Genomic DNA, 18,552 nt, shown 5'->3' with positions numbered 1-18,552 from the left:
CCACCGTTCTCTAGGTTAGCGGCGACACCGGAGAACGCCCGTTCTCCATCCTGCCGCTCCCGAGGGACCCCGCCATGGCCGACCGTCCGCCCCTGCCGCCCTTCACCCGTGAGACCGCCGCGCAGAAGGTCCAGGCGGCCGAGGACGCCTGGAACACCCGCGATCCGGAGAAGGTCTCGCTCGCCTACTCGCCGGACTCGGTCTGGCGCAACCGCGACACCTTCGTCACCGGCCGTGCGCAGATCGTGGAACTGCTCACCCGCAAATGGCGGCGCGAGGAGGAGTACGCCCTGCGCAAGGACCTCTGGGCCTTCGACGGCAACCGCATCGCCGTCCGGTTCCAGTACGAGTGCCGCGACACCGACGGCCGGTGGTGGCGCTCGTACGGCAACGAGCTCTGGGAGTTCGACGAGCGCGGCCTGATGACCCGCCGCGAGGCCAGCATCGACGACGTGCCGATCGAGGAGGGGGAGCGCCGGATCCACGGCCCGCGGGCGGACTCCGAGCGGGGGCGGCCGCTCCCGGTGCGGTAGGGACGTTCAGTAGGGTTCCCGGGTGACCGAACAGGCCCGTGAACCCTTCCTCTACGTCGTCGTCTGCGCGGCCGCGGTCGCCGACGGCATCGGCGAACTGATCACCCTGGCGCAGGAACGGGGCTGGGAGGTCGGCGTCATCGCCACCCCGCTCGCGACGGGCTTCTTCGACACCGCGGCGGTCGAGGCGCGGACCGGCCGGCCGATCAGGTCCGCCTGGCGCGCGCCGGGCGACCCGCGGCCGTTCCCCGACCCGGACGCCGTCGCCGTGGCGCCCGCGACCTTCAACACCGTCAACAAGTGGGCGGCCGGTATCTCCGACACGCTCGCCCTCGGCACGCTCTGCGAGGCGTCCGGGACGGGCGTGCCGATCTCCGTACTGCCGTGCGTGAGCCGGGCGCTGACGGCCCACCCCGCCTACCGGGACAGCCTGGCACGGCTGCGCGGGATGGGCGTCCGGTTCGGCGAGCACGCCTTCGGCGGCCCCGAGGAGGGCGGATTCCGCTGGGAACAGGCCCTGGACCTGCTGGCCCGCTGACCCGTCGCCGGCCGACGACGGGCCGGCGCCTTGCTCAGCGGGTCCTGCGGACGTAGTCGTCGCTGTCCGGCGTCGACACCTGCACGTCCCGGCGCACGATGCTCAGCCGGTCGCCGAACCCCGCACGGGCCTTGCGCATTCCCTTATCGGTGTACTCCACGACGACCACCCGGTCGTCGAAGGCGTCGGCGTACTCACCGCACTCGTCGTACGCCCCGCACTCCTCCACCACCGCGAAGTCGAGCCCGGCGCGCACACGCTGCCCGGCCAGCTCCACGGTGTTCTTCTGCGCGATCGCCAGCCCACGCGCGTGCGCGTGCGTGGAGAGCAGCTTGATGAACGCCATGGCGTCGTTCGCGTCCAGCAGCTGGTGGGAGCGCGTGTAGCTGTCGTAGTTGTCCGGCTCGACGGCGTCGTAGCCCTTGTCCGCGCAGCCGTCGATCCACTGGTCGACCCGGGCCGCGACCCGCTTCCGCTTGGCGGGGGTACCGATGTCGAGCAGCGGCTCGTCCCAGTCGGCGTCGATGACGACCTCGCCCTTCCCGTCCCGCAGCAGCAGGTCGTCGGGCCAGTCGTCCTTTTCGTCGGGCTGGGCCTGGAAGGCGTTGACGTAACAGATGTTGTAGAGGCCGCGCGCGGGTTCGGCGCCGCGGTCACGGGCGACGATGCGGACGCCGGACGGCGGCGGGTAGGCGCCGCCGATCTGGTAGTCGAAACCGGCGGGCACGGGGGGCAGCCGCACGGCCCCGGAGCCCGGCCCCGTGGGGGAGGCGGACCCCCCGGCGTCCCCGTCGGACGACGAACAGGAGGCCAGGGCGGCGAGGGTGAGCAGGGCGGCGGCCGCCCGGATGAATCCCGCGCGGGGGCCACGCTTGGCGGGCATGTCCGCTCCATCGTTCGCGAGTACGACCCCGCCTCGGACCGTGTGAGGGTCCTGGCGACTTCGGCCGGACTGGGAATCGTTCCGCCACCGGCTGGGCGCACCTCTGGTGCCGGGCTGCGCGCCTCGGCACGTCGCGATCAAATCGCGCGGAAACCCGCACGTCAAATCCGCGCGACCGGGGCGCGCGGCCCCCGGTCCCGGGGGACACACGCCGGATACGGACGCGTACGCCGGGTACGGATGGCGGGGAGAACCGTGACGGATGCAAGGAGAGCCGTGAGCACCCCGCACAAGCCGCTCGTGATCCTGCGCCCCGACCCGCACCCCAGGGAACGCATCTTCCGCCCGGACACGCTGGCCCGGCTCCACGACCGCTTCACCGTCGTCGAGCCGGACACCGAGGAGGCCCTGGACCGCGCACTGCCGGAGGCCTTCGCCGTCGTCGGTCAGCCCGGCCTGCCCGCCGCCCGCCTGGCCCGGGCGGGCCGGTTGCGGGCCCTGCTCAACGTCGAGGGCAACTTCTTCCCGAACGTCGACTACGACGTGTGCTTCCGCCGCGGCATCCACGTCCTGGGCTGCGGGCCCGCCTACGCCCAGGCCGTCGCCGAGTACGCCCTTGGTCTCGCCCTGGACCTGGCGCGCGGCATCAGCCGCGAGGACCGCGCGTTCCGCGCCGGACGGGAGCGGTACGTGTCCGACGGCAACGCCGACGCCGTACTGCTGCGCGGCGCGGACGTCGGCCTGATCGGATTCGGGAACCTCGGCCGCGCCCTGCACCCGCTCCTCGCGCCCTTCCGCCCGACCACGCGGGTGTACGACCCCTGGCTGCCGCCCGCCGTCCTGCGCGAGCAGGGACTCGTGCCGGCCACGCTCGACGAGACCCTGACCCGCAGCACGTTCGTCTTCGTCCTCGCCACCGTCACCGACGACAGCCGCCACCTGCTCGGCGAACGCGAACTGGGACTGCTGCCCGACGGCGCCCGGCTGGTCCTCGTGAGCCGGGCGCCCGTGGTGGACTTCCCCGCGCTGCTGGCCCGGGTCGCCGGAGGCCGCCTGCTCGCCGGGATCGACGTCTGGCCCGACGAACCCGTCGCCGCCGACGACCCCGTCCGGTCCCTGGAGGGCCTGGTGCTCTCCGCCCACCGTGCGGGCGGCGTCCCGGACGCCTTCCTGAGCATCGGCGACATGGTCGTCGACGACCTGACCCTGCTGGCCCGGGGGCTGCCGCCCGCCCGTATGCAGGCCGCCGCCCGCGAACTGGTCGGCCGCTACCGCAACCGTCCCGTCACGTGAAAGGTCCGTCCATGAAGATCCCCTGCGAGGGTCTGCTCCTCGACAACGATGGCGTCCTGGTCGACTCCGACCTCGGCGTCGACCAGGCGTGGAGCCGGTGGGCCCGGGCGCGCGGACTGGACGCCGAACGGGTCACGGCGGCGGTCCACGGGCGGCGCTCCGCCGACACCGTCGCCCTTCTCGTGACCGACCCCGCCGAACGGCCCGCCGCCCTCGCCGAGATCGACCGCCTGGAGATCGAGGCGGCCGCCACCACGACCGCCCTGCCCGGCGCCCTCGACCTCCTGACGGGCCTGCCGCCGGGCAGCTGGGCCGTCGTCACCTCCGGGGTCACCGGGCTGGCCCGGGCCCGTCTCGCCGCCGCGGGCCTTCCGCTGCCGCCCGTGCTCGTCACCGCGGACGACGTCGGCCACGGCAAACCCGCCCCCGACGGCTATCTGGCGGCGGCGGGGAAGCTCGGCGTCGACCCCGCGCGGAGCGTCGTCCTCGAGGACAGCGCCGCGGGCGCCACGGCGGGGAAGGCGGCCGGCGCGTACGTCATCGGTGTCGGACCGCGCGGTCTGCACACCGACGCCCCGGTCGTCGTACGCGATCTGCGCGGGCTCACCTGGCACGAGGGCGTGCTCGACCTGGGCGCGGCCTGCCTGCTGCGCTCCTGACCGCGCGGACCCGCCCGGCTCAGTGCGGCCCCGCCGGCGCGAACTCCGTGCCGCACGGCCCCGCGCCCGCGCTCTGCGGCAGCGGGACGGGATCGCCGCCCATGGTCAGGGTGGGGTAGTGGCGGCCGATGCGTCGCGTGGAACGGCCCACGTAGTGGCCGATGAACGAGCGGCGGAAGCGGTCGGCGCTGCGGTTGGGAGGGGAGCCGTGCACCAGGCTGCCGTTGAAGAAGAGGACGTCCCCCGGCTCCATGCCGACCGGGACGGCGGCCAGACCGGGCGGCGGCGGCACGTACTCGCGCGCGAACGACAGCCCCTCGTCGGCCTCCTCGGGACAGAACACGTCCATGCGGTGGGTGCCGGGGACGACCTCCAGACCGCCGTTGCCCCGGTCGATCACGTCGCAGGCGACCCAGGCCGCCACGCACGTGCCCGGCTCGGTCCGCAGATAGAAGTTGTCCTGGTGCAGCGCCTGCCCGCGGGCCCCGGGCGGCTTGAAGTAGAACATGCTCTGCGCGGCCAGCACCTCCTCGCCCAGCAGGATCTCGAGAACGCCGCGCAGCCGGGGATCGAGGAGGAAACGCCTGGCCAGGGCGTTGATGCGGTGCGGCTGCATGACCCTGGGGCGGACGTGCAGCGGGTCGACGGGCCCGGCGGCCCCGGTCGCGCGGGGCTCGAAGTGCCCGGGCACCGGTCCGGCCGCGTGCAGCGCGGTGAATTCGTCGCACAGCGCGTCGATCTCGGCCGCGGCGAACAGGCCGCGCACCACGACGAAGCCGTCCTCCGCGAAGCGCCGCCCGAGGTCCCGGCCCCGGTCCCGCCGCGCACCTCCCGGCCCGTCCTCGTCCGTCCCGTCCGTACGCCGGTCCGCGCGCCCGCCGGAGTCCGTGTCCGTGCTCGTGCTTGCGCTCCTGTCCGTGACTGCCATGCGACCGCCCTTCGCGCCGGTGTCCTCGGTGCCCTCCGTACGTCACGCTAGGCATGAGCACTTTCCGGGAGGATGCCTGTGCGTGCTGACGCGTTGCCCGAGACCGCCGCGCCGTCCCCTCCGCCGGGCCTGGTGACCGTCGGCCGCTTCGACGAGCGCCCGGGGTACGGCGTCCACCGGCCGCGCGGCGCCGACAGCTGGCTCTTCACCTGGACCACGGGCGGTACGGGGCAGTTGACGCAGGGCGCCACCGGGACCCCGGCCGGCGCGGGCGACCTCGTCGTCCTCGGCCCCGGGGTGCCCCACCGCTACACGGTCGCGCCCGGCGCCCGGCGGTGGACCTTCTGGTGGGTCCACTGCCAGTCCCGTCCGGCCTGGACGGACCGGCTGCGGCCGTACCTCCTCGGCGACCGGTTGCACGCCGTCACGCCGGTGCCGGCCGCCGTCCGGGACCGGCTGGAGCGCTCCTTCCGGCGGATGCTCGCCGACGCGCGGTGGACCGGCGAGGGCGCGCCGCCCGCCGGGGAACCGGGGGAGCCCGGGGCCGGCCGGGTCGCCGTGGCCCACGGCACCGCGGCCCGCGAACTCGCCCTGTGCTCCCTGGAGTCGGTCGTCGTGCTCACCACCGCCACGGCACGCGGGGCGGCGGACCGGTCCGGTGTCGACCCGCGCGTCCGCCGGGCCGAAGCACGCATCGCCGCGGACCCGGGCGCCCCGCACACGGTGGCGACACTGGCCGCGGAGGTGTCGTTGTCGGCCTCCCGGTTCGCCCACCTCTTCACCGGGCAGCTGGGCCAGTCGCCGATGCGGGCGCTGCTCGCCGCCCGGCTGCTGCACGCGGCGCGGCTGCTGGAGGCCACCGACCTGCCGGTGGAACGGGTCGCGGCGGCGGCCGGTTTCGCCAGCCCGTTCCACTTCAGCCGGGTCTTCCGGCAGCGCTACGGAACCCCGCCCGGCGCGTACCGCGCGGGGCTCCGGCGCCGAACGGGAATGTGACCACAGGGCCTAGGAGCGCGGACGGCGCTCGGCGGCGAAGGCCGCCAGCCAGGCCAGCGGGGCGTTCCAGTTGACGGTCACCTCGTTGGTGGAGTACGAACCGATGTCGTCGATGTAGCAGGCCGCGGGCGCGCACCCGGCCAGGTGCTCCTGCGCCACCGGATCCTGCAGACCGCTGTTGGGACCGCCCGCGAGGGAGCCCGTCGGCGGGTTCGGCAGCGAGGCGTCGTACTGGTGCGCCCAGAACCGGTGGTGCTGGTTGCGGGCGTACGCGTCGCCGTAGCCGGTGACGTACGACAGGTCCAGGGTGTTGCGGCCCAGCAGGTAGTCCATCGACTCCAGCACGCCCGCCCGGTACCGCTGTCGTCCGGTCAGCGCGTAGGCGGTCGCCACGACGATCGCGTTGTTGGTGACCTGGCTGTTGGAACCCCACACGTATCCGGTCGCGGGGATGGGTACCGCGTAGCCCTGCCCGGCCATCGTGGCGAGATGCCCGTCGGCGGCGGCCGTCACCGAGGCCCGTACCCGCCGGATGTCGGAGGCGGGCAGCCCGTTCGGCGCGGTGGCCAGGGTCAGCCGGCCCAGGGCGGCGGTGTCGGCCCAGTTGAAGCCGCCCGGCGTGAGCGCGTCGGCCGAGGTGTGCCAGGGGGAGGAGGTGACGGCGTCCCGGTAGGCGCGCTCCCCGGTGGCCGCGTACAGCTCGCTCGCCGCCCAGTAGAAGTCGTCCGTCACCCGGGTGTCGTTGTAGGGGCCGCCGCCCGTGCTGTCCGTGTCCGGCGCGTACAGCGCGGGCTCGGCCTTCGCCGCGGTCCACGCGGTACGGGCCACGCCCAGGCACCGCTTCGCGTACGCGGGGTCGTACGGACGGAAGACCCGCGCGCACTGGGCCGCCGTGGCGGCGAGGTTGAGCGTGGCGGCGGTCGACGGGCGGTGCAGCTCGCGTGCCTGGCCGTCCAGTTCGGGCCGGGTCGGGATGCCCGTCCAGGCCGCGTCATGGATCTTGTGAAAGGCCATGCCCGCGTAGGGCTTCCCCGCCGGGACCTGCATCCGCATCAGGAAGTCGAGCTCCCAGCGGGCCTCGTCCAGGACGTCCGGCACGCCGTTGCCGCGCTCCGGGACCCGCAGGGTCGAGTCGCCGAGCGCGGACGCGGTGCCGGCCCGCTCGGCCCGTGCGAAGGAGTCGACCAGGAGCCAGACGGAGATGCCGCCGTTGACGACGTACTTGCCGTGGTCGCCGGCGTCGTACCAGCCGCCCCGCACGTCCTGGGAGTAGTCGCACACGCCGGCCTGGCACGGCACGTCCGTGTCGCCCTGGTTGGGGGCCATCCCGACGTGTCCGGCGGGCCGCGCGTAGGCGGGACCCACCAGCGAGGCCTCGATCGGGGTGCCGCTGCGCTGGTGGTAGAAGAAGGCCATCGCGTCGTACCGCAGGGTGTCGTACAGGTCCGCGCGGATGTCGAAGGGCGCGCTGCTCCACCCGTCGACCACCAGGACGAAGCCGGAACCGGACTTCCGGTAGGCCGAGAAGTCCGCCAGGTGGGTCGCCTCGCCCGAGGCCGCGTCGGCGCCGCGCACGACGGTCCTGCCGGAGGCGGCCACGGCGCCCGACGCACCGCGCAGTTGCCAGGCCAGCGGCTCGGCGGCCGTCGTGACGACCGTGGCGCGCTTGGGGCCGTCGGGCAGGTAGCCCGCCTGGTTGACGCGTACCGGTGTGGTGGCGGCGGTGCCCGGATCGGCTACGGCGTCGGTGGCGGCGGACGGCGCTCCGGCGGCGCCGGGGGCGAGGGCCAGTGCGCCCGACAGCAGGGTGGCTGTCAGCAGGGCGGCCGTCACGCGTCTGGTGGTGCGCCGCCCCGTAAGGCGGCTGTGCACGTGCGGGAACGTGAGCATGGAGCGCCTCCCGGTGTCTGGATCGGGGTCCATGGATGCCGTCCGGTGGGCCGGTGGGCTGATGGACCGGCGGGGACGACAGAGTAGTGGGAGCGCTCCCAGGACGGGAGCATTGCATGGTCATGTCACAGCGTCAATGCTCTGCGCGCGACACCCCTCGTACGGGTGATTCAGCTGCCGAACACGGTCAGTGAGACCCAGAGCGCGGCCACCGCCGGGACCAGGGTGGCGGGCACGGTGACCAGGCCGAGCCGGGTGAACTCGCCGAGTTCGACCTCGTGGTCGTGCTGGTGGACGATCCGCCGCCACAGCAGGGTCGCCAGTGAACCGGCGTACGTGAGGTTCGGGCCGATGTTCACCCCCAGGAGGACGGCGAGGATCGGCCCCGGTCCGCCGGCCGCGGCCAGGGGCAGCAGGACGAGGACCGCCGGCAGGTTGTTGATGAGGTTCGCCAGCAGGGCGGCGAGGACGGCGATGCCGAGCAGCGCGGGCAGGCCCGCCGAGTCGGGGACCAGGTGCCCGATCGCGTCCGACAGGCCGTTGTCGACCACCGCCCGCACCACGATGCCCAGCGCCAGGACGAAGGCGAGGAAGGGCAGCGAGACGGCCCGCACGACGGCGAGCGGGGTGGTGCGTCCGTGGGCCAGGGCCCGCACGGCCAGCACGAGGGCGCCCGCGAGCGCCGCCCAGGCCGGCTCGATGCCGAGCGCCGACGTCACGACGAAGCCCGCGAGGGTGCACGCGACGGTGGCGAGCGCGAACACGGGCACCTCGACGGACTCGGCTCCGGACTCGGCTCCGGGTTCGGCTCCGGACCCGGCCGCTCGCGCGGAGTCCGCCTTCAGGTCGTCGGCGAAGAACCGCCGGAAGACCAGGTACTCGGCACCGACGGCGACCACCCACGCGGGCCCCATCAGCAGGGCGAACCGCGTGAAGCTCAGACCGCTGGCCGTGAACGCGAGGAGGTTCGTCAGGTTGGACACGGGCAGCAGCAGCGACGCCGTGTTCGACAGGTGCGCGCACGCGTACACATGGGGTTTGGGGCGGGCGCCGAGGCGGGCCACGGTCACGAACACCACCGGCGTGAGCAGGACGACCGTGGCGTCCAGGCTGAGCACGGCCGTGATGACCGAGGCGAGCAGGAAGTTCGCGGCCAGCAGCCGTTGCGGCCGCCCTCCGGACGTACGGGCCAGCCAGGCGCCGCAGGCCTGGAAGAGCCCTTCGTCGTCGCAGAGTCTGGCGAGCACGAGCACCGCCGCCAGGAAGCCCACGACCGGGCCGAGCAGTTCCGCCTCGGCCCGCGCGTGGTCGAGCGGGATGGCGCCGGTGACCATCACCAGAGCGGCCGCCGGGACGGCCACGGTGGCCTCCGGCAGACCGAAGGGGCGGATCACGGCACCGGCCAGGACCGCCACGAGCAGAACGGCGGAGAGGATGGTCGCGAGTGCGGGGCTCAGGGTGCGTCCTTCGGAGGTGCATGTCGGATTCGTCCGGCCCCACTGAAGCAGACGGGGGGCCGGTGGCGTGAACGGGGGCGCGGGTGTCGCCGCCCACTCCTTCTGCTCGCTCCCGTGTTCCGTATTCCGGCGGAACGGCGAGTGCGTCCGGTATTCCGAACCGGCACCGGGTTCCTGTTCTCCGCAGGTCCGGTTCCGCACGAATGGCACGCCTCGGATCAGCGGTCCGGAGGTCCCGCCCGGCCGGCCCGGCGCCCGTCGGCGGACTCGACGGCGAAAGGCGCGGTCTCCGACACGGGTTGACCCGGGTGAACACTGACTTTCCTTCAATACGCGGATGTTGCCGAAGTGGCCCCGAATACCTTGTTGGGCGAGAGCGGGATGTGCAAGGGTGAACGTCCTCGCACATGGCCCATGGCCAGGTCTGATTCACCGCCCGGGATTCCCTCGTGCCGCCGGGCCCCAAAAGGCTCGCGGCCGACGGCCGACTCCTCTGTGCCATTTTGTGCCTTGGAAGGAAACCGCTCAGTGCACACCCCCCACCCTCCCCGCCCGCCCTCTTCGCCCGGCCCGGGTGACGTTCCCGGAGAATCCGACGAGAGCCTCGTGGCCGCCCTGCGGGCGCGGCCGGAGGGCGAACCCGCCCACTCCGTCGCGCTGCTGCTCGCGCGGCACTGGCAGCCGGCCCACGACTACGCGGTCATCTGCCTCGCCTCCTCCGCGAACGTCGCCTCGATGGTCACCGCGGCCGCTTTCCAGCAGGTTCTGGAGCGGCTCGGGAACGCCGGGTCGGCCGTCGCCCTGCGTCCGCAACTCCTCCTGGCCGTACGGGACATCGTCAGGGTCTGGTCCGCGGACGACCGGATCTCCGAGGTGCTGCCCGAACTCGGGAAACCGGCCGGCGGCCGCGGCATGCGCGTCACGAAGTCCATGACACCGGAAAACCGGAAGCTCGCGGAACGTTCTTTCCAGGCCCTTCCCGGACTCGCCCAGTGCGTGCTCTGGCACACCGAGGTCGAGGCCGAGCACATATCCGTACCGGCCGGTCTGCTGGGTATGGACGCCGACACCGCGTCGATGGTGCTGGAGCAGGCCCGCGAGAAATTCCGTGAGGGCTGTGTACGGGCCCATCACGAACTCGCGCCGAACAGGGAATGCCGCCACTACAACCGTCTCCTCGACATTCCGATTCGACGCGGCGGTGCCCTGCTCCCCGATGTGCGGCAGCATCTGCTGTCATGCCGTTTCTGCCGCCACGCGGCCGAACAGCTGAGCCATTTCGAAGGCGGGCTCGGCGGCCTGCTCGCCGAGGGCGTGCTCGGCCGGGGCGCCCGGCGGTACCTCGAGTCGCGGCCGAGCCGCGGCCACCCGGGCTTCCGGACGGCCCGCCACGACGGCAGCCGTCCCGGCCGACGGGGCCGCCTCCGTCCGCCGTCCCCGTTCTCCGCCCGGCCGGGGCGCCACTCCTCACCCGGCCCGCGGCACTCGAAGGCCCTGCTCGCCGGGGCGGGCCTGGTCTCCGTGGCGCTGCTGACGACCGTCCTGGTCGCCACCCTGTGGTCGCCGGACGACGGCGGCGCGGACCCCTCGGCCAGCACCGGGGTGTCCGGCAGCCTCACCCCGGGCGGGCCGGTGCCGCCCGCCAGGTCCTCGTCCCCGCCCGACTCGGCGGGCCTTCCCACCGGTCCGGTCCGGACCCGGCTGCGCAACCTCGCCGCCGACCTCTGCCTCGACATCAAGGGCGGCACGGCGAGGGCGGGCGCCGGCACGGAGCTGGACACGTGCTCGGCGGCCGGCACCCAGAAGTGGACGTACGAGAAGGACGGGCTCCTGCGCAGCGCCGCCGAACCCGGGCTGTGCCTGGACTCCCGGGTGGACGCCGGAGTGGTGGTCCTCGGCCGGTGCGTCGCCGCGTCCGCGGCGCGGGGCGACGACGTGCGCTACGACCTCACCGTGCAGGGGGAGCTGCTGCCCCGCTGGCAGGCGGGGCTCGCCGTCGCGCCCGCCTCCGACGACGTCCGGGCGGACGTCGTGGTGAAGATCCGGGACCGCGGTGACGACCAGCGCTGGCGCACCGACACCACCGCGGCCGGCCCCGGGTCGCTGTCGATAGCGGGCACCGGGTCGCCGTCCGACGGCTCGGCCGCCGAGCCCCCGGCCGCCGGCACCCGGGTCGGCTCGGACTCCGCGTGCGCCGACGCGACGTGCGTGGCGCGGCCGCGGTCCCGCGCAGCGGACGAACGGACGGAACCGGACGCGGACGCGGTCACCGAGCCGGCCCCCGCCGCGTCGAGTCCCTACGCGCCGCGCCGCGCCACCACGGTCGACGACTCCGACCCGCCGCCCGCCGGACCGCTCCCCGCGGGCCCGCTGCCCTCGCTGCTGGTGGGGGCGCTCACCGGCCTCGGTCTGTGACGGAACGGCCGGGAGGCGCGGGCCGTACGGGACCGGGTGCGCGACCTCCTGGCGACGGGGCCCGGACCGCCGTCACGCGGTCCCCTCCTCCAAGTCGTCGGCGCCGAGGTCCGCAGGGCCCGCGTGCCCCGACAGGGCGAGGGTGAGGTCGAGTTCGGCGAGCAGGCAGCGGATGACGTGCTCGACGCCCGCCTGCCCGTCGAGGCCGAGCCCGTAGGCGTACGGGCGTCCGACGAGGACCGCCTCGGCGCCCAGGGCCAGCGCCTTGAAGATGTCGTCGCCCGTGCGGATCCCGCTGTCGAAGAGGACCGCCAGCCGGTCCCCGGCGGCCTCGACCACCCGGGGCAGGGCGTCGGCCGCGGCGACGGCGCCGGCCACCTGACGGCCGCCGTGGTTGGAGACGACCACGCCGTCCATCCCGGCGTTGACGGCCCGCCGGGCGTCGTCCGGGTGCAGGACGCCCTTCAGGACGATCGGGCCGTCCCAGTTCTCCCGCAGGAACTCCAGGTCGGGCCACGTCTTGGCGGGATCCGCGAACATCCCCACGAAGTGCATGACCGCCGCGTTCGGGTCCTCGTGCACGGGCTTGGCGAGACCCGCCCGGAACGCCGGGTCGGAGAAGTAGTTGGCGGTGCCCACACCGTGCAGGAACGGCAGGTACGCCTGGTCCAGGTCGCGTGGCCGCCAGGCCAGCAGGGGCGTGTCCAGCGTGACGAACAGCGCGCTGAACCCGGCGGCCTTCGCCCGGTCCAGGAAACTCCGCGTGACCTCGCGGTCCTTGGCCCAGTACAGCTGGAACCACCGCTCCCCGTCGCCCATCGCCTCCGCGACCTGCTCCATCGGCGTACTGGACGCCGACGACAGGATGAACGGAACTCCCTGCGCGGCGGCGGCCCGGGCCGCCGCCGACTCGGCGTCCGGGTGCATGATCGACAGGACTCCGACCGGTGCGAGCGCGAGGGGCGCGGGCAGCGGGCGGCCGAACACCTCGACGGACAGGTCGCGTTCGTGCACGTCGCGCAGCATCCGGGGCACGATCCGGCGGCGGTCGAGCGCGGTCCGGTTCGCCCGCGCCGTGCTGCCGCTGCCCGCGCTGCCCGCCACGTAGCCCACCGGGCCGGGGCCCAGCCGCTGCTCGGTCAGCTCTTCCAGCCGGGTCAGGTCGGTGGGCAGCCGCGGCACCGCGCCGGTCATCCCGTTCAGATAGATCTCGTACTGGAAGTCGGCCCAGTGCTTCGTCATCCGTACGCTCCGCCTCTCGCCCTGGATCCCGTCGCCGGGACCGCGCCGTTCGCGTTCCGCCCGGGACCGCGCGTCCCGCGACGATCCTGACGAGCGGGACAAGATCCGTCCAGCACGGGGGCGTGCCCGGCGCGGAGACGGAGGCGAAGAAGGAGGGGAGGAGCGAGAGGAAGAACGGGGGAAGAGCGAGGGCGGGGCGGCGTCTACTCCGGGAAGGACACGCGTACGGTGACCGGTCGGCCCGTCGGGTCGAGGTCCGCGGAGACCGGGAACCAGCCGTCGCCCTGGCGGGGCATCGCGCACAGCACACGCGCGCCGCCGACCTCGACGGTGCCGGCCTGCAGCGGGGAGGCGCGGACCGCCCGCATGATCTGCCAGTGGTGGGAGTGCGGGCGGAAGTCCACCATCAGCCGCCGCGCCGGGTCCGCGTCCTTCCAGTCGAAGAGCGCCCCGGCCAGCCGCATCGCCTGCGCCACCGGCAGCCCCGTCCAGCCCCGCACCCCGTCCTCACCCGGTTCGCCCAGGCAGGGGGCCTCGAACTCGACGGCGGCGGCTTCCTCGGACGCGCCCCAGAACGCCACGTCGGCCTGGTCGTCGACGGGTTCGTCGTGCCGCCAGGCGCTCAGCGCGTCGGCGTCCCCGAAGAGCAGACGGGCCCAGTCGACGCGGATCTCCCCGAGCTCCACGGACTTGACGACGGGACAGTCGGCAGGGGAGGGAGCGAGGGGGATCACGATGCCGGTGTCCGTCCCCAGCACCGGCAGCGGCCGGTCCCGGGGCATGCCGCCGACGGCCACCACCGGCACGCCGTGCATCAGGAAGCGGCCCCCTCCCGCTTCCGTACAGCGCCGTACCCGTTCCCGGTGCGGCACCCGCCCGGCGGAGGCGTCGAGCCCGGCGTCGAAGCCGTGCTCCCGGCAGTGCGCCTCGAAGAGGTCGGCCAGCCGGGCCGCTCCGGACGCCGGGATGTCATGGAGTGTCAGGCCGGGCTGGCGGCCGAAGGAGTGGGCCGCGGTGGCCGCGTCCGGACCGGTGACGACGAAGTCCGCCGCCGCGGTCACATCGGCCGCGACCGCGGGGTCGCGGACACCGAACGCCGCCGGGTCCACCAGCGCCGGTGAACCCTCCCCGCTCCACATGCCCAGATGGCCGCCGTCGACGATCACCAGTTCACCGGACGGACAGGTGATCTCGCCCAGCCCGTAGATCTGTCCCATGGCGGGGCAGTCTACGAAGGCCGAGATCCCGGACAGCACCCCTGCCGCAGGAGCTGTCCGGTTTTCGCCCTGCGCCCTCACGCCGCTCGCAGAACCGGCCCGGGACATCGGTGAGGAGGATGCGAGGCGGGCTCAGGCACCGCGGACGGTCGCACCGGGCAGGGGGCCGACCCGGCCCCGGACCGAAGCGGAATGTTTCAGGCCTATTGCTGACCAGGGGAGATCCGGCCAGCGGGCCTCCGGTGTGACCTTGGAACCGCTCAGTTCCAAGGGCGACCTGTTCGCATTCCGTCACTTCGCGCCACTGATTCAATACGCAATGTTACCGAAACGCATGGGGTCGACGTGTGTTTCCGGCGCCGACTCGGCAGACTCGCGCTCGCCGCACCGGCACCACCGAGTCGGTACGGCGACCGAACGAGCGGAAGGATGCACACGATGCCGAACACCGCGCGCTGGGCAGCGACGATCACCCTGACGGCCACCGCCGTCTGCGGTCCCCTCACCGGGACCGCCTTCGCCACCCCTTCGCCGACCTCGCTCTACGCCCCCTCGTCCCTGGTGCTCACCACGGGGCACGGCGAGATCGCGGCCGAAGCCGCACCTGAACGCGCGGTCACCCTGAGCTGTGCGCCGACGGCCTCGGGCACCCACCCGGCCGCGGTCCAGGCCTGCCGCGAACTGCGGGCCTCGGGCGGGGACCTCGACGCCCTGACGGCCGGATCCGACGTCCTGTGCACCCGCGAGTACGACCCCGTCGTCGTCACGGTCGACGGTGTCTGGCAGGGCAGACGGATCTCCTACGAACGTACCTTCGCCAACGAGTGCGTGAAGAACTCCTACGGGACGACCGTCTTCACGTTCTGAGAGCCGGGGTCGCGCGGTCTTCCGGGTGCGTCGACGGAGGCCCGCCGTAGCGGATGGGGAGTGCGAGTCCCGTCGCGGAGTGCCGCGCGACCTCGCCACAGGGGCCGGTGGAGACGGAGTGGGGCCGTCTCCGCCGGCCCTGGCGTCGTCGCGGGGCCGGCGTCACCGGCCGGCGGTGTCCCACGCGGCCGGCGTCACTTCCCGGGTGCCTGCGGCGCCCCGTTCTCCCGCGCGGCCGGGGGCGGGAGTTCCGCCAGGGGAGGGAAGCGGCCGAGCAGGCCGCAGGCGCGCAACAGCCGGTGGATCCGGGGCTGGTCCGAGACCAGGCGCAGGCCGCCGCCGCGCTCCCGGGCCCTGCGCTCGGCCCGGCACAGCTCCCGCAGTCCCGAGCAGTCGAAGAAGTCGACCCGGCGCAGGTCCACCACGACCTGCGGTGCCTCGTCCGAGGCGTCCGAGGTGAGGGCGTCCAACTGCTCGCCGAGGGCACCGGCCGTCGCCATGTCGATCTCGCCCAGCACCTCGACGACCGTGTACCCGGGGCCCGGGCGGCTGCGGGCGTACGGATTCGGCGGCGGGGGATGGGACTTCCGCACGTCACCCTCGGGCGGTCCGGCGGCATGATCGTGGCATTTCGCTGGCATAGGCTCCACCTCGACAAGGGCGGGCACATTAGATCCCGGTAGTTACCCCCATCGCGTCGGAACCATCCATACCGCGCAGTTCGCAAGATCTGGTTCACTCGAGTAAGTGAAATTCGGCTTCAACTATTGACTTTTGGTCTTTGTGTTTGCGCAATACGGCCTGTTCACCCGGATGTTGTGGTCGTACAGTCGCCGTGCTGCCCCGGACCCTGGCCGCATCATGTGCACACGACTGTCTGGCCGAGGGGGTTGGCGGTGGGAACGCCGGTACGCGATTCGACGGACGGGCCCGCGCTGCTCACCGAGCACGGGCTGATGGAACCCGTCCAGGAGATGGAGTTCACGGCCCACTTCGCCCGCGCGGACGGGGAGTTCGCGGCCCAGGCGGCCGCCGTGGCGGTCACGCAGGTGATCGAGGCCCCGTTGTCGTTCGTCTCGCCGGTCCTCGACGCCGGCTGCTCCGCTAGCAGGTGCCTGCTGGCGCGCAGTGCCGCCGACACCTGCCGGATCGTGCTCACCGCGGACTCCTCGGGCATCACCGTCGCCGCCACCGACGACGTCGCCGTCCCGCTGGACGCGGGCGACCGGGCCGGCGCCAGGAACCTGCCGCTGCTCGCCGTCGTCGACGGACTGAACGTGCACCACGGTCCCGACGGCCACGTATGGGTCGTGTGGAAGGGCTCCTGGCGACGGACCGCCTGACCCCCGGCGGACCTGTGCCCCCTTAATGCATATGATGCGCAAGTGCGTGACTACTGCATAAGAACGGCGACCCCCGACGACCTCGACGGCGCCCGGTCCGTGATGCTCGACACCGTGTACCGGGACTTCGGCACCGGGTACGTACCCCGCTGGCACGGGGACGTCATCGACCTCCACGGGGCCTACCTCGCGCCCGCCCGGCACACCCTGCTGGTCGCGGCCGACCCGCGCGACGGCACGGTGGCCGCGACCGCCGCGCTCGACTCCCGCGGCCCCGCCCACCCGCCGAACCCGCGCCACCTCGCCGAGCGCTACCCCTCCGGGGAGACCGCGCAGCTGCGCCGGGTGTACGTCCGCCCCGGGGACCGCAGGCAGGGTCTGGCCCGGCGGCTCGTCGGCGGGCTGCTCGACTTCGCGGCGGCCGACGGCGGCTACCGCTCCGTCTATCTGCACACCGACCCCGCGGTGCCCGGCGCCGAGGCGTTCTGGCGCTCGCTCGGCAAGGCGGTCCACGACGAGCGCGAGGAGCCGGGCGGCGGCCAGGGGATCGTGCACTTCGACGTCCCGCTGCCCTGACGTACCGAGGTCTGACGCCCTGCCGACCTGACGTACCGATGGTCCGGCGTCCCGCTGCCCGTGTCCCGCTGTCCCGACGGCCCGGTCTCCGCCGCCCCGAGCCGGGCCGCCCGCCGGTGTGTCACATCCGCACCCGAACGAAAGTCACCATGCTCCCTCTGCCGCGCCGTCGCCGGTTCGCCGCCGGACTGCTGCTCGCCCCCCTGCTCGCCGCGCTCACCGGCTGCTTCGCCTCCGACGGCGGCGACGCCCCCTCCGGCAGCAGTGAAGGGTCCCGGCTGAAGGTCGCGCTCGCCTTCCCGCCCGCCGAGAACTTCTCCCCGTACGGCGCCGACGCCACCCTCCTCAGCAGGCTCGGCGTCACCGAGGGCCTGACCCGGCTGGACGCCAACGGCGCCGCCGCCCCCGCGCTCGCCGAGTCGTGGAGCCGCGACAACGACCGCAGCTGGCTGTTCAGCCTGCGGGACGCCACCTTCCAGGACGGCGCCGAGGTCACCCCGAAGGCCGTCGCCGCCGCCCTCACCCGCGCCGCGGACGCCGAACCCGTGACCGCCGCCCTGTCCGGCGTCGAGCTCACCGCCGAGCCCGCGGGCGACCATCGTGTACGCGTGAGCACCTCCGACCCCGACCCGGTCCTGCCGCTGCGCCTCTCCAGTCCCGGCCTGGTGATCCTCTCGGCCGGGGCGTACGGCGGGAAGGACGCCGTCAGCCCCGTCGGCACCGCCACCGGGCCCTTCGAACTCACCGAGGTCACCGGCACCACCGCGGCCACCCTCGACCGCTTCGACGACTACTGGGGCGGCCGTGCCCAGGCCGCCGGTATCGACGCGAGGTTCATAGCAGACGGCACCGCCCGGACGAACGCGCTGCGCACCGGAGCGGCCGACATCGCCGAGGCCGTTCCCGTCTCGCAGGCCGCCTCCCTCGACGGGGGGACCCGCCGCGAGACCGCCACCACCCGCACCACCAGCCTGCTGCTCAACACCAGGTCGGGCGCGTTCGAAGACCCGCGGACACGTGCCACCGCCCGTGAGGCGATCGACACCTCCGCCCTCGCCGAGGGGGTCTACGAGGGGTACGCCGACCCCGGTGCCGGTCTCTACGGGCCCGCCCTGACCTGGGCCGCCGACAAGCGCGTGCGGCCGGCCGGCCGGGCCGCGGCGGGCGGCGCCGGCGGGAGGACGCTCACGATGGCCACGTACGACAACCGGCCCGAGCTGCCCGAGGTCGCCCAGGTGCTGGAACAGCAGCTGGAGAAGGCCGGGTTCAGGGTGAAGCTGGAGGTGCGCGAGTACTCACGGCTGGAGAGCGACGCGCTGGCCGGGAAGTTCGACGCGTTCGTCTCCGCCCGCAACACCATGCTCGACACCGGCGACCCCGTCTCCGTCCTCGCCAGCGACTACACCTGCCGGGGCAGCTACAACCTGGCGCTGCTGTGCGACAAGAAGGTCGACAAGGCCGTCTCCGGGGCCGAGTCGACCGCCGACACGGCCGAGCGGCGGGACGCGGCCATGACCGCCGAGGCGGCGCTCCTCGGCACGGACGCCCTCGTGCCGCTGGTCCACCAGCGGATCATCACGGGCGTCGCCGCCGAGGTCAGCGGTGTACTGCTCGACCCGTACGAGCGCAGCCTCGTCGGCGTCGGCACCCGGCGCTGACGGGCGGCCGCACACGTGCTCAAGACCGCCGCGCGAACCCCCGCGCGAACCCCCGCG

Annotated in this window: 17 protein-coding genes; 10 read left to right on the top strand and 7 right to left on the bottom strand. The window is 73.8% G+C overall.

The genetic code is table 11. The features are described 5' to 3' along the window. Positions 1–74 precede the first annotated feature (74 nt). Both QFZ75_RS04015 and QFZ75_RS04010 read left to right on the top strand, forming a co-directional pair. Positions 75–533 carry a nuclear transport factor 2 family protein gene (locus QFZ75_RS04015; protein ID WP_307533873.1) on the top strand — a complete coding sequence of 153 codons (459 nt, stop codon included), beginning with the start codon at positions 75–77 and terminating at the stop codon, positions 531–533. A 22-nt stretch (positions 534–555) separates the two neighbouring features. Next, a complete protein-coding gene (locus QFZ75_RS04010; RefSeq protein ID WP_307533872.1) occupies positions 556–1,071 on the top strand; it encodes a flavoprotein in 516 nt (171 codons plus the stop codon). A gap of 34 nt (positions 1,072–1,105) precedes the next feature. Here the strand turns inward: QFZ75_RS04010 and QFZ75_RS04005 are convergent, their stop codons facing one another. Beyond that, positions 1,106–1,954 carry an endo alpha-1,4 polygalactosaminidase gene (locus tag QFZ75_RS04005; protein ID WP_307533871.1) on the bottom strand — a complete coding sequence of 283 codons (849 nt, stop codon included), beginning with the start codon at positions 1,952–1,954 and terminating at the stop codon, positions 1,106–1,108. 276 nt (positions 1,955–2,230) lie between these two features. Here QFZ75_RS04005 and QFZ75_RS04000 point away from each other — a divergent pair, with 276 nt between their 5' ends. Next, entirely contained in the window at positions 2,231–3,247 is a 1,017-nt protein-coding gene (locus QFZ75_RS04000) for an NAD(P)-dependent oxidoreductase (RefSeq protein ID WP_307533870.1), read from the top strand. An 11-nt stretch (positions 3,248–3,258) separates the two neighbouring features. Then, complete coding sequence (locus tag QFZ75_RS03995) at positions 3,259–3,906, top strand: HAD-IA family hydrolase (protein WP_307533869.1); 648 nt, start codon at positions 3,259–3,261, stop codon at positions 3,904–3,906. Positions 3,907–3,925: 19 nt separating this feature from the next. Here the strand turns inward: QFZ75_RS03995 and QFZ75_RS03990 are convergent, their stop codons facing one another. Beyond that, positions 3,926–4,834, bottom strand: a complete 909-nt coding sequence (locus tag QFZ75_RS03990; protein WP_307533868.1) for a phytanoyl-CoA dioxygenase family protein — start codon at positions 4,832–4,834, stop codon at positions 3,926–3,928. Positions 4,835–4,906: 72 nt separating this feature from the next. Here QFZ75_RS03990 and QFZ75_RS03985 point away from each other — a divergent pair, with 72 nt between their 5' ends. Next, a complete protein-coding gene (locus QFZ75_RS03985; protein ID WP_307533867.1) occupies positions 4,907–5,830 on the top strand; it encodes a helix-turn-helix domain-containing protein in 924 nt (307 codons plus the stop codon). A gap of 9 nt (positions 5,831–5,839) precedes the next feature. On the opposite strand, the gene QFZ75_RS03980 is transcribed toward QFZ75_RS03985, so the two are convergent. Continuing rightward, on the bottom strand, positions 5,840–7,720 hold the full coding sequence (locus QFZ75_RS03980; RefSeq protein WP_307533866.1) for a glycoside hydrolase family 9 protein: 1,881 nt from the start codon (positions 7,718–7,720) through the stop codon (positions 5,840–5,842). Between the two features lie 170 nt (positions 7,721–7,890). Further along, positions 7,891–9,177 (bottom strand): SLC13 family permease, encoded by a 1,287-nt coding sequence (locus tag QFZ75_RS03975; protein WP_307544209.1) that lies wholly within the window; start codon positions 9,175–9,177, stop codon positions 7,891–7,893. A gap of 528 nt (positions 9,178–9,705) precedes the next feature. Here QFZ75_RS03975 and QFZ75_RS03970 point away from each other — a divergent pair. Further along, positions 9,706–11,592, top strand: coding sequence for an RICIN domain-containing protein (locus tag QFZ75_RS03970; RefSeq protein WP_307533865.1), 1,887 nt, complete (start codon positions 9,706–9,708; stop codon positions 11,590–11,592). 72 nt (positions 11,593–11,664) lie between these two features. Here the strand turns inward: QFZ75_RS03970 and QFZ75_RS03965 are convergent, their stop codons facing one another. Further along, positions 11,665–12,834 (bottom strand): lactate 2-monooxygenase, encoded by a 1,170-nt coding sequence (locus tag QFZ75_RS03965; protein WP_307533864.1) that lies wholly within the window; start codon positions 12,832–12,834, stop codon positions 11,665–11,667. A gap of 203 nt (positions 12,835–13,037) precedes the next feature. After that, positions 13,038–14,051: a hypothetical protein gene (locus QFZ75_RS03960; protein ID WP_307533863.1), complete on the bottom strand. Its 1,014-nt coding sequence runs from the start codon at positions 14,049–14,051 to the stop codon at positions 13,038–13,040. A 438-nt stretch (positions 14,052–14,489) separates the two neighbouring features. Here QFZ75_RS03960 and QFZ75_RS03955 point away from each other — a divergent pair, with 438 nt between their 5' ends. Next, entirely contained in the window at positions 14,490–14,918 is a 429-nt protein-coding gene (locus QFZ75_RS03955; RefSeq protein ID WP_307533862.1) for a protease inhibitor, read from the top strand. 194 nt (positions 14,919–15,112) lie between these two features. Here QFZ75_RS03955 and QFZ75_RS03950 read toward each other — a convergent pair whose 3' ends face one another. Further along, the gene (locus QFZ75_RS03950) at positions 15,113–15,559 is read right to left on the bottom strand and encodes an STAS domain-containing protein (protein WP_307533861.1); all 447 of its coding nucleotides are present in this window, start codon (positions 15,557–15,559) and stop codon (positions 15,113–15,115) included. Positions 15,560–15,814: 255 nt separating this feature from the next. Between QFZ75_RS03950 and QFZ75_RS03945 the strand changes: the two genes are divergently transcribed. From QFZ75_RS03945 to QFZ75_RS03935, 3 genes are all read left to right on the top strand, one after another. Then, on the top strand, positions 15,815–16,261 hold the full coding sequence (locus tag QFZ75_RS03945) for a hypothetical protein (RefSeq protein ID WP_307533860.1): 447 nt from the start codon (positions 15,815–15,817) through the stop codon (positions 16,259–16,261). A 42-nt stretch (positions 16,262–16,303) separates the two neighbouring features. Further along, positions 16,304–16,837, top strand: a complete 534-nt coding sequence (locus tag QFZ75_RS03940) for a GNAT family N-acetyltransferase (RefSeq protein ID WP_307533859.1) — start codon at positions 16,304–16,306, stop codon at positions 16,835–16,837. Between the two features lie 149 nt (positions 16,838–16,986). After that, entirely contained in the window at positions 16,987–18,495 is a 1,509-nt protein-coding gene (locus QFZ75_RS03935) for an ABC transporter substrate-binding protein (protein WP_307533858.1), read from the top strand. Positions 18,496–18,552 lie beyond the last annotated feature (57 nt).

Source organism: Streptomyces sp. V3I8, assembly GCF_030817535.1.
Classification (GTDB): domain Bacteria; phylum Actinomycetota; class Actinomycetes; order Streptomycetales; family Streptomycetaceae; genus Streptomyces.
The sequence above is the reverse complement of the archived record's forward strand: the minus strand, read 5'-3'. Positions and strand labels throughout refer to the sequence as shown.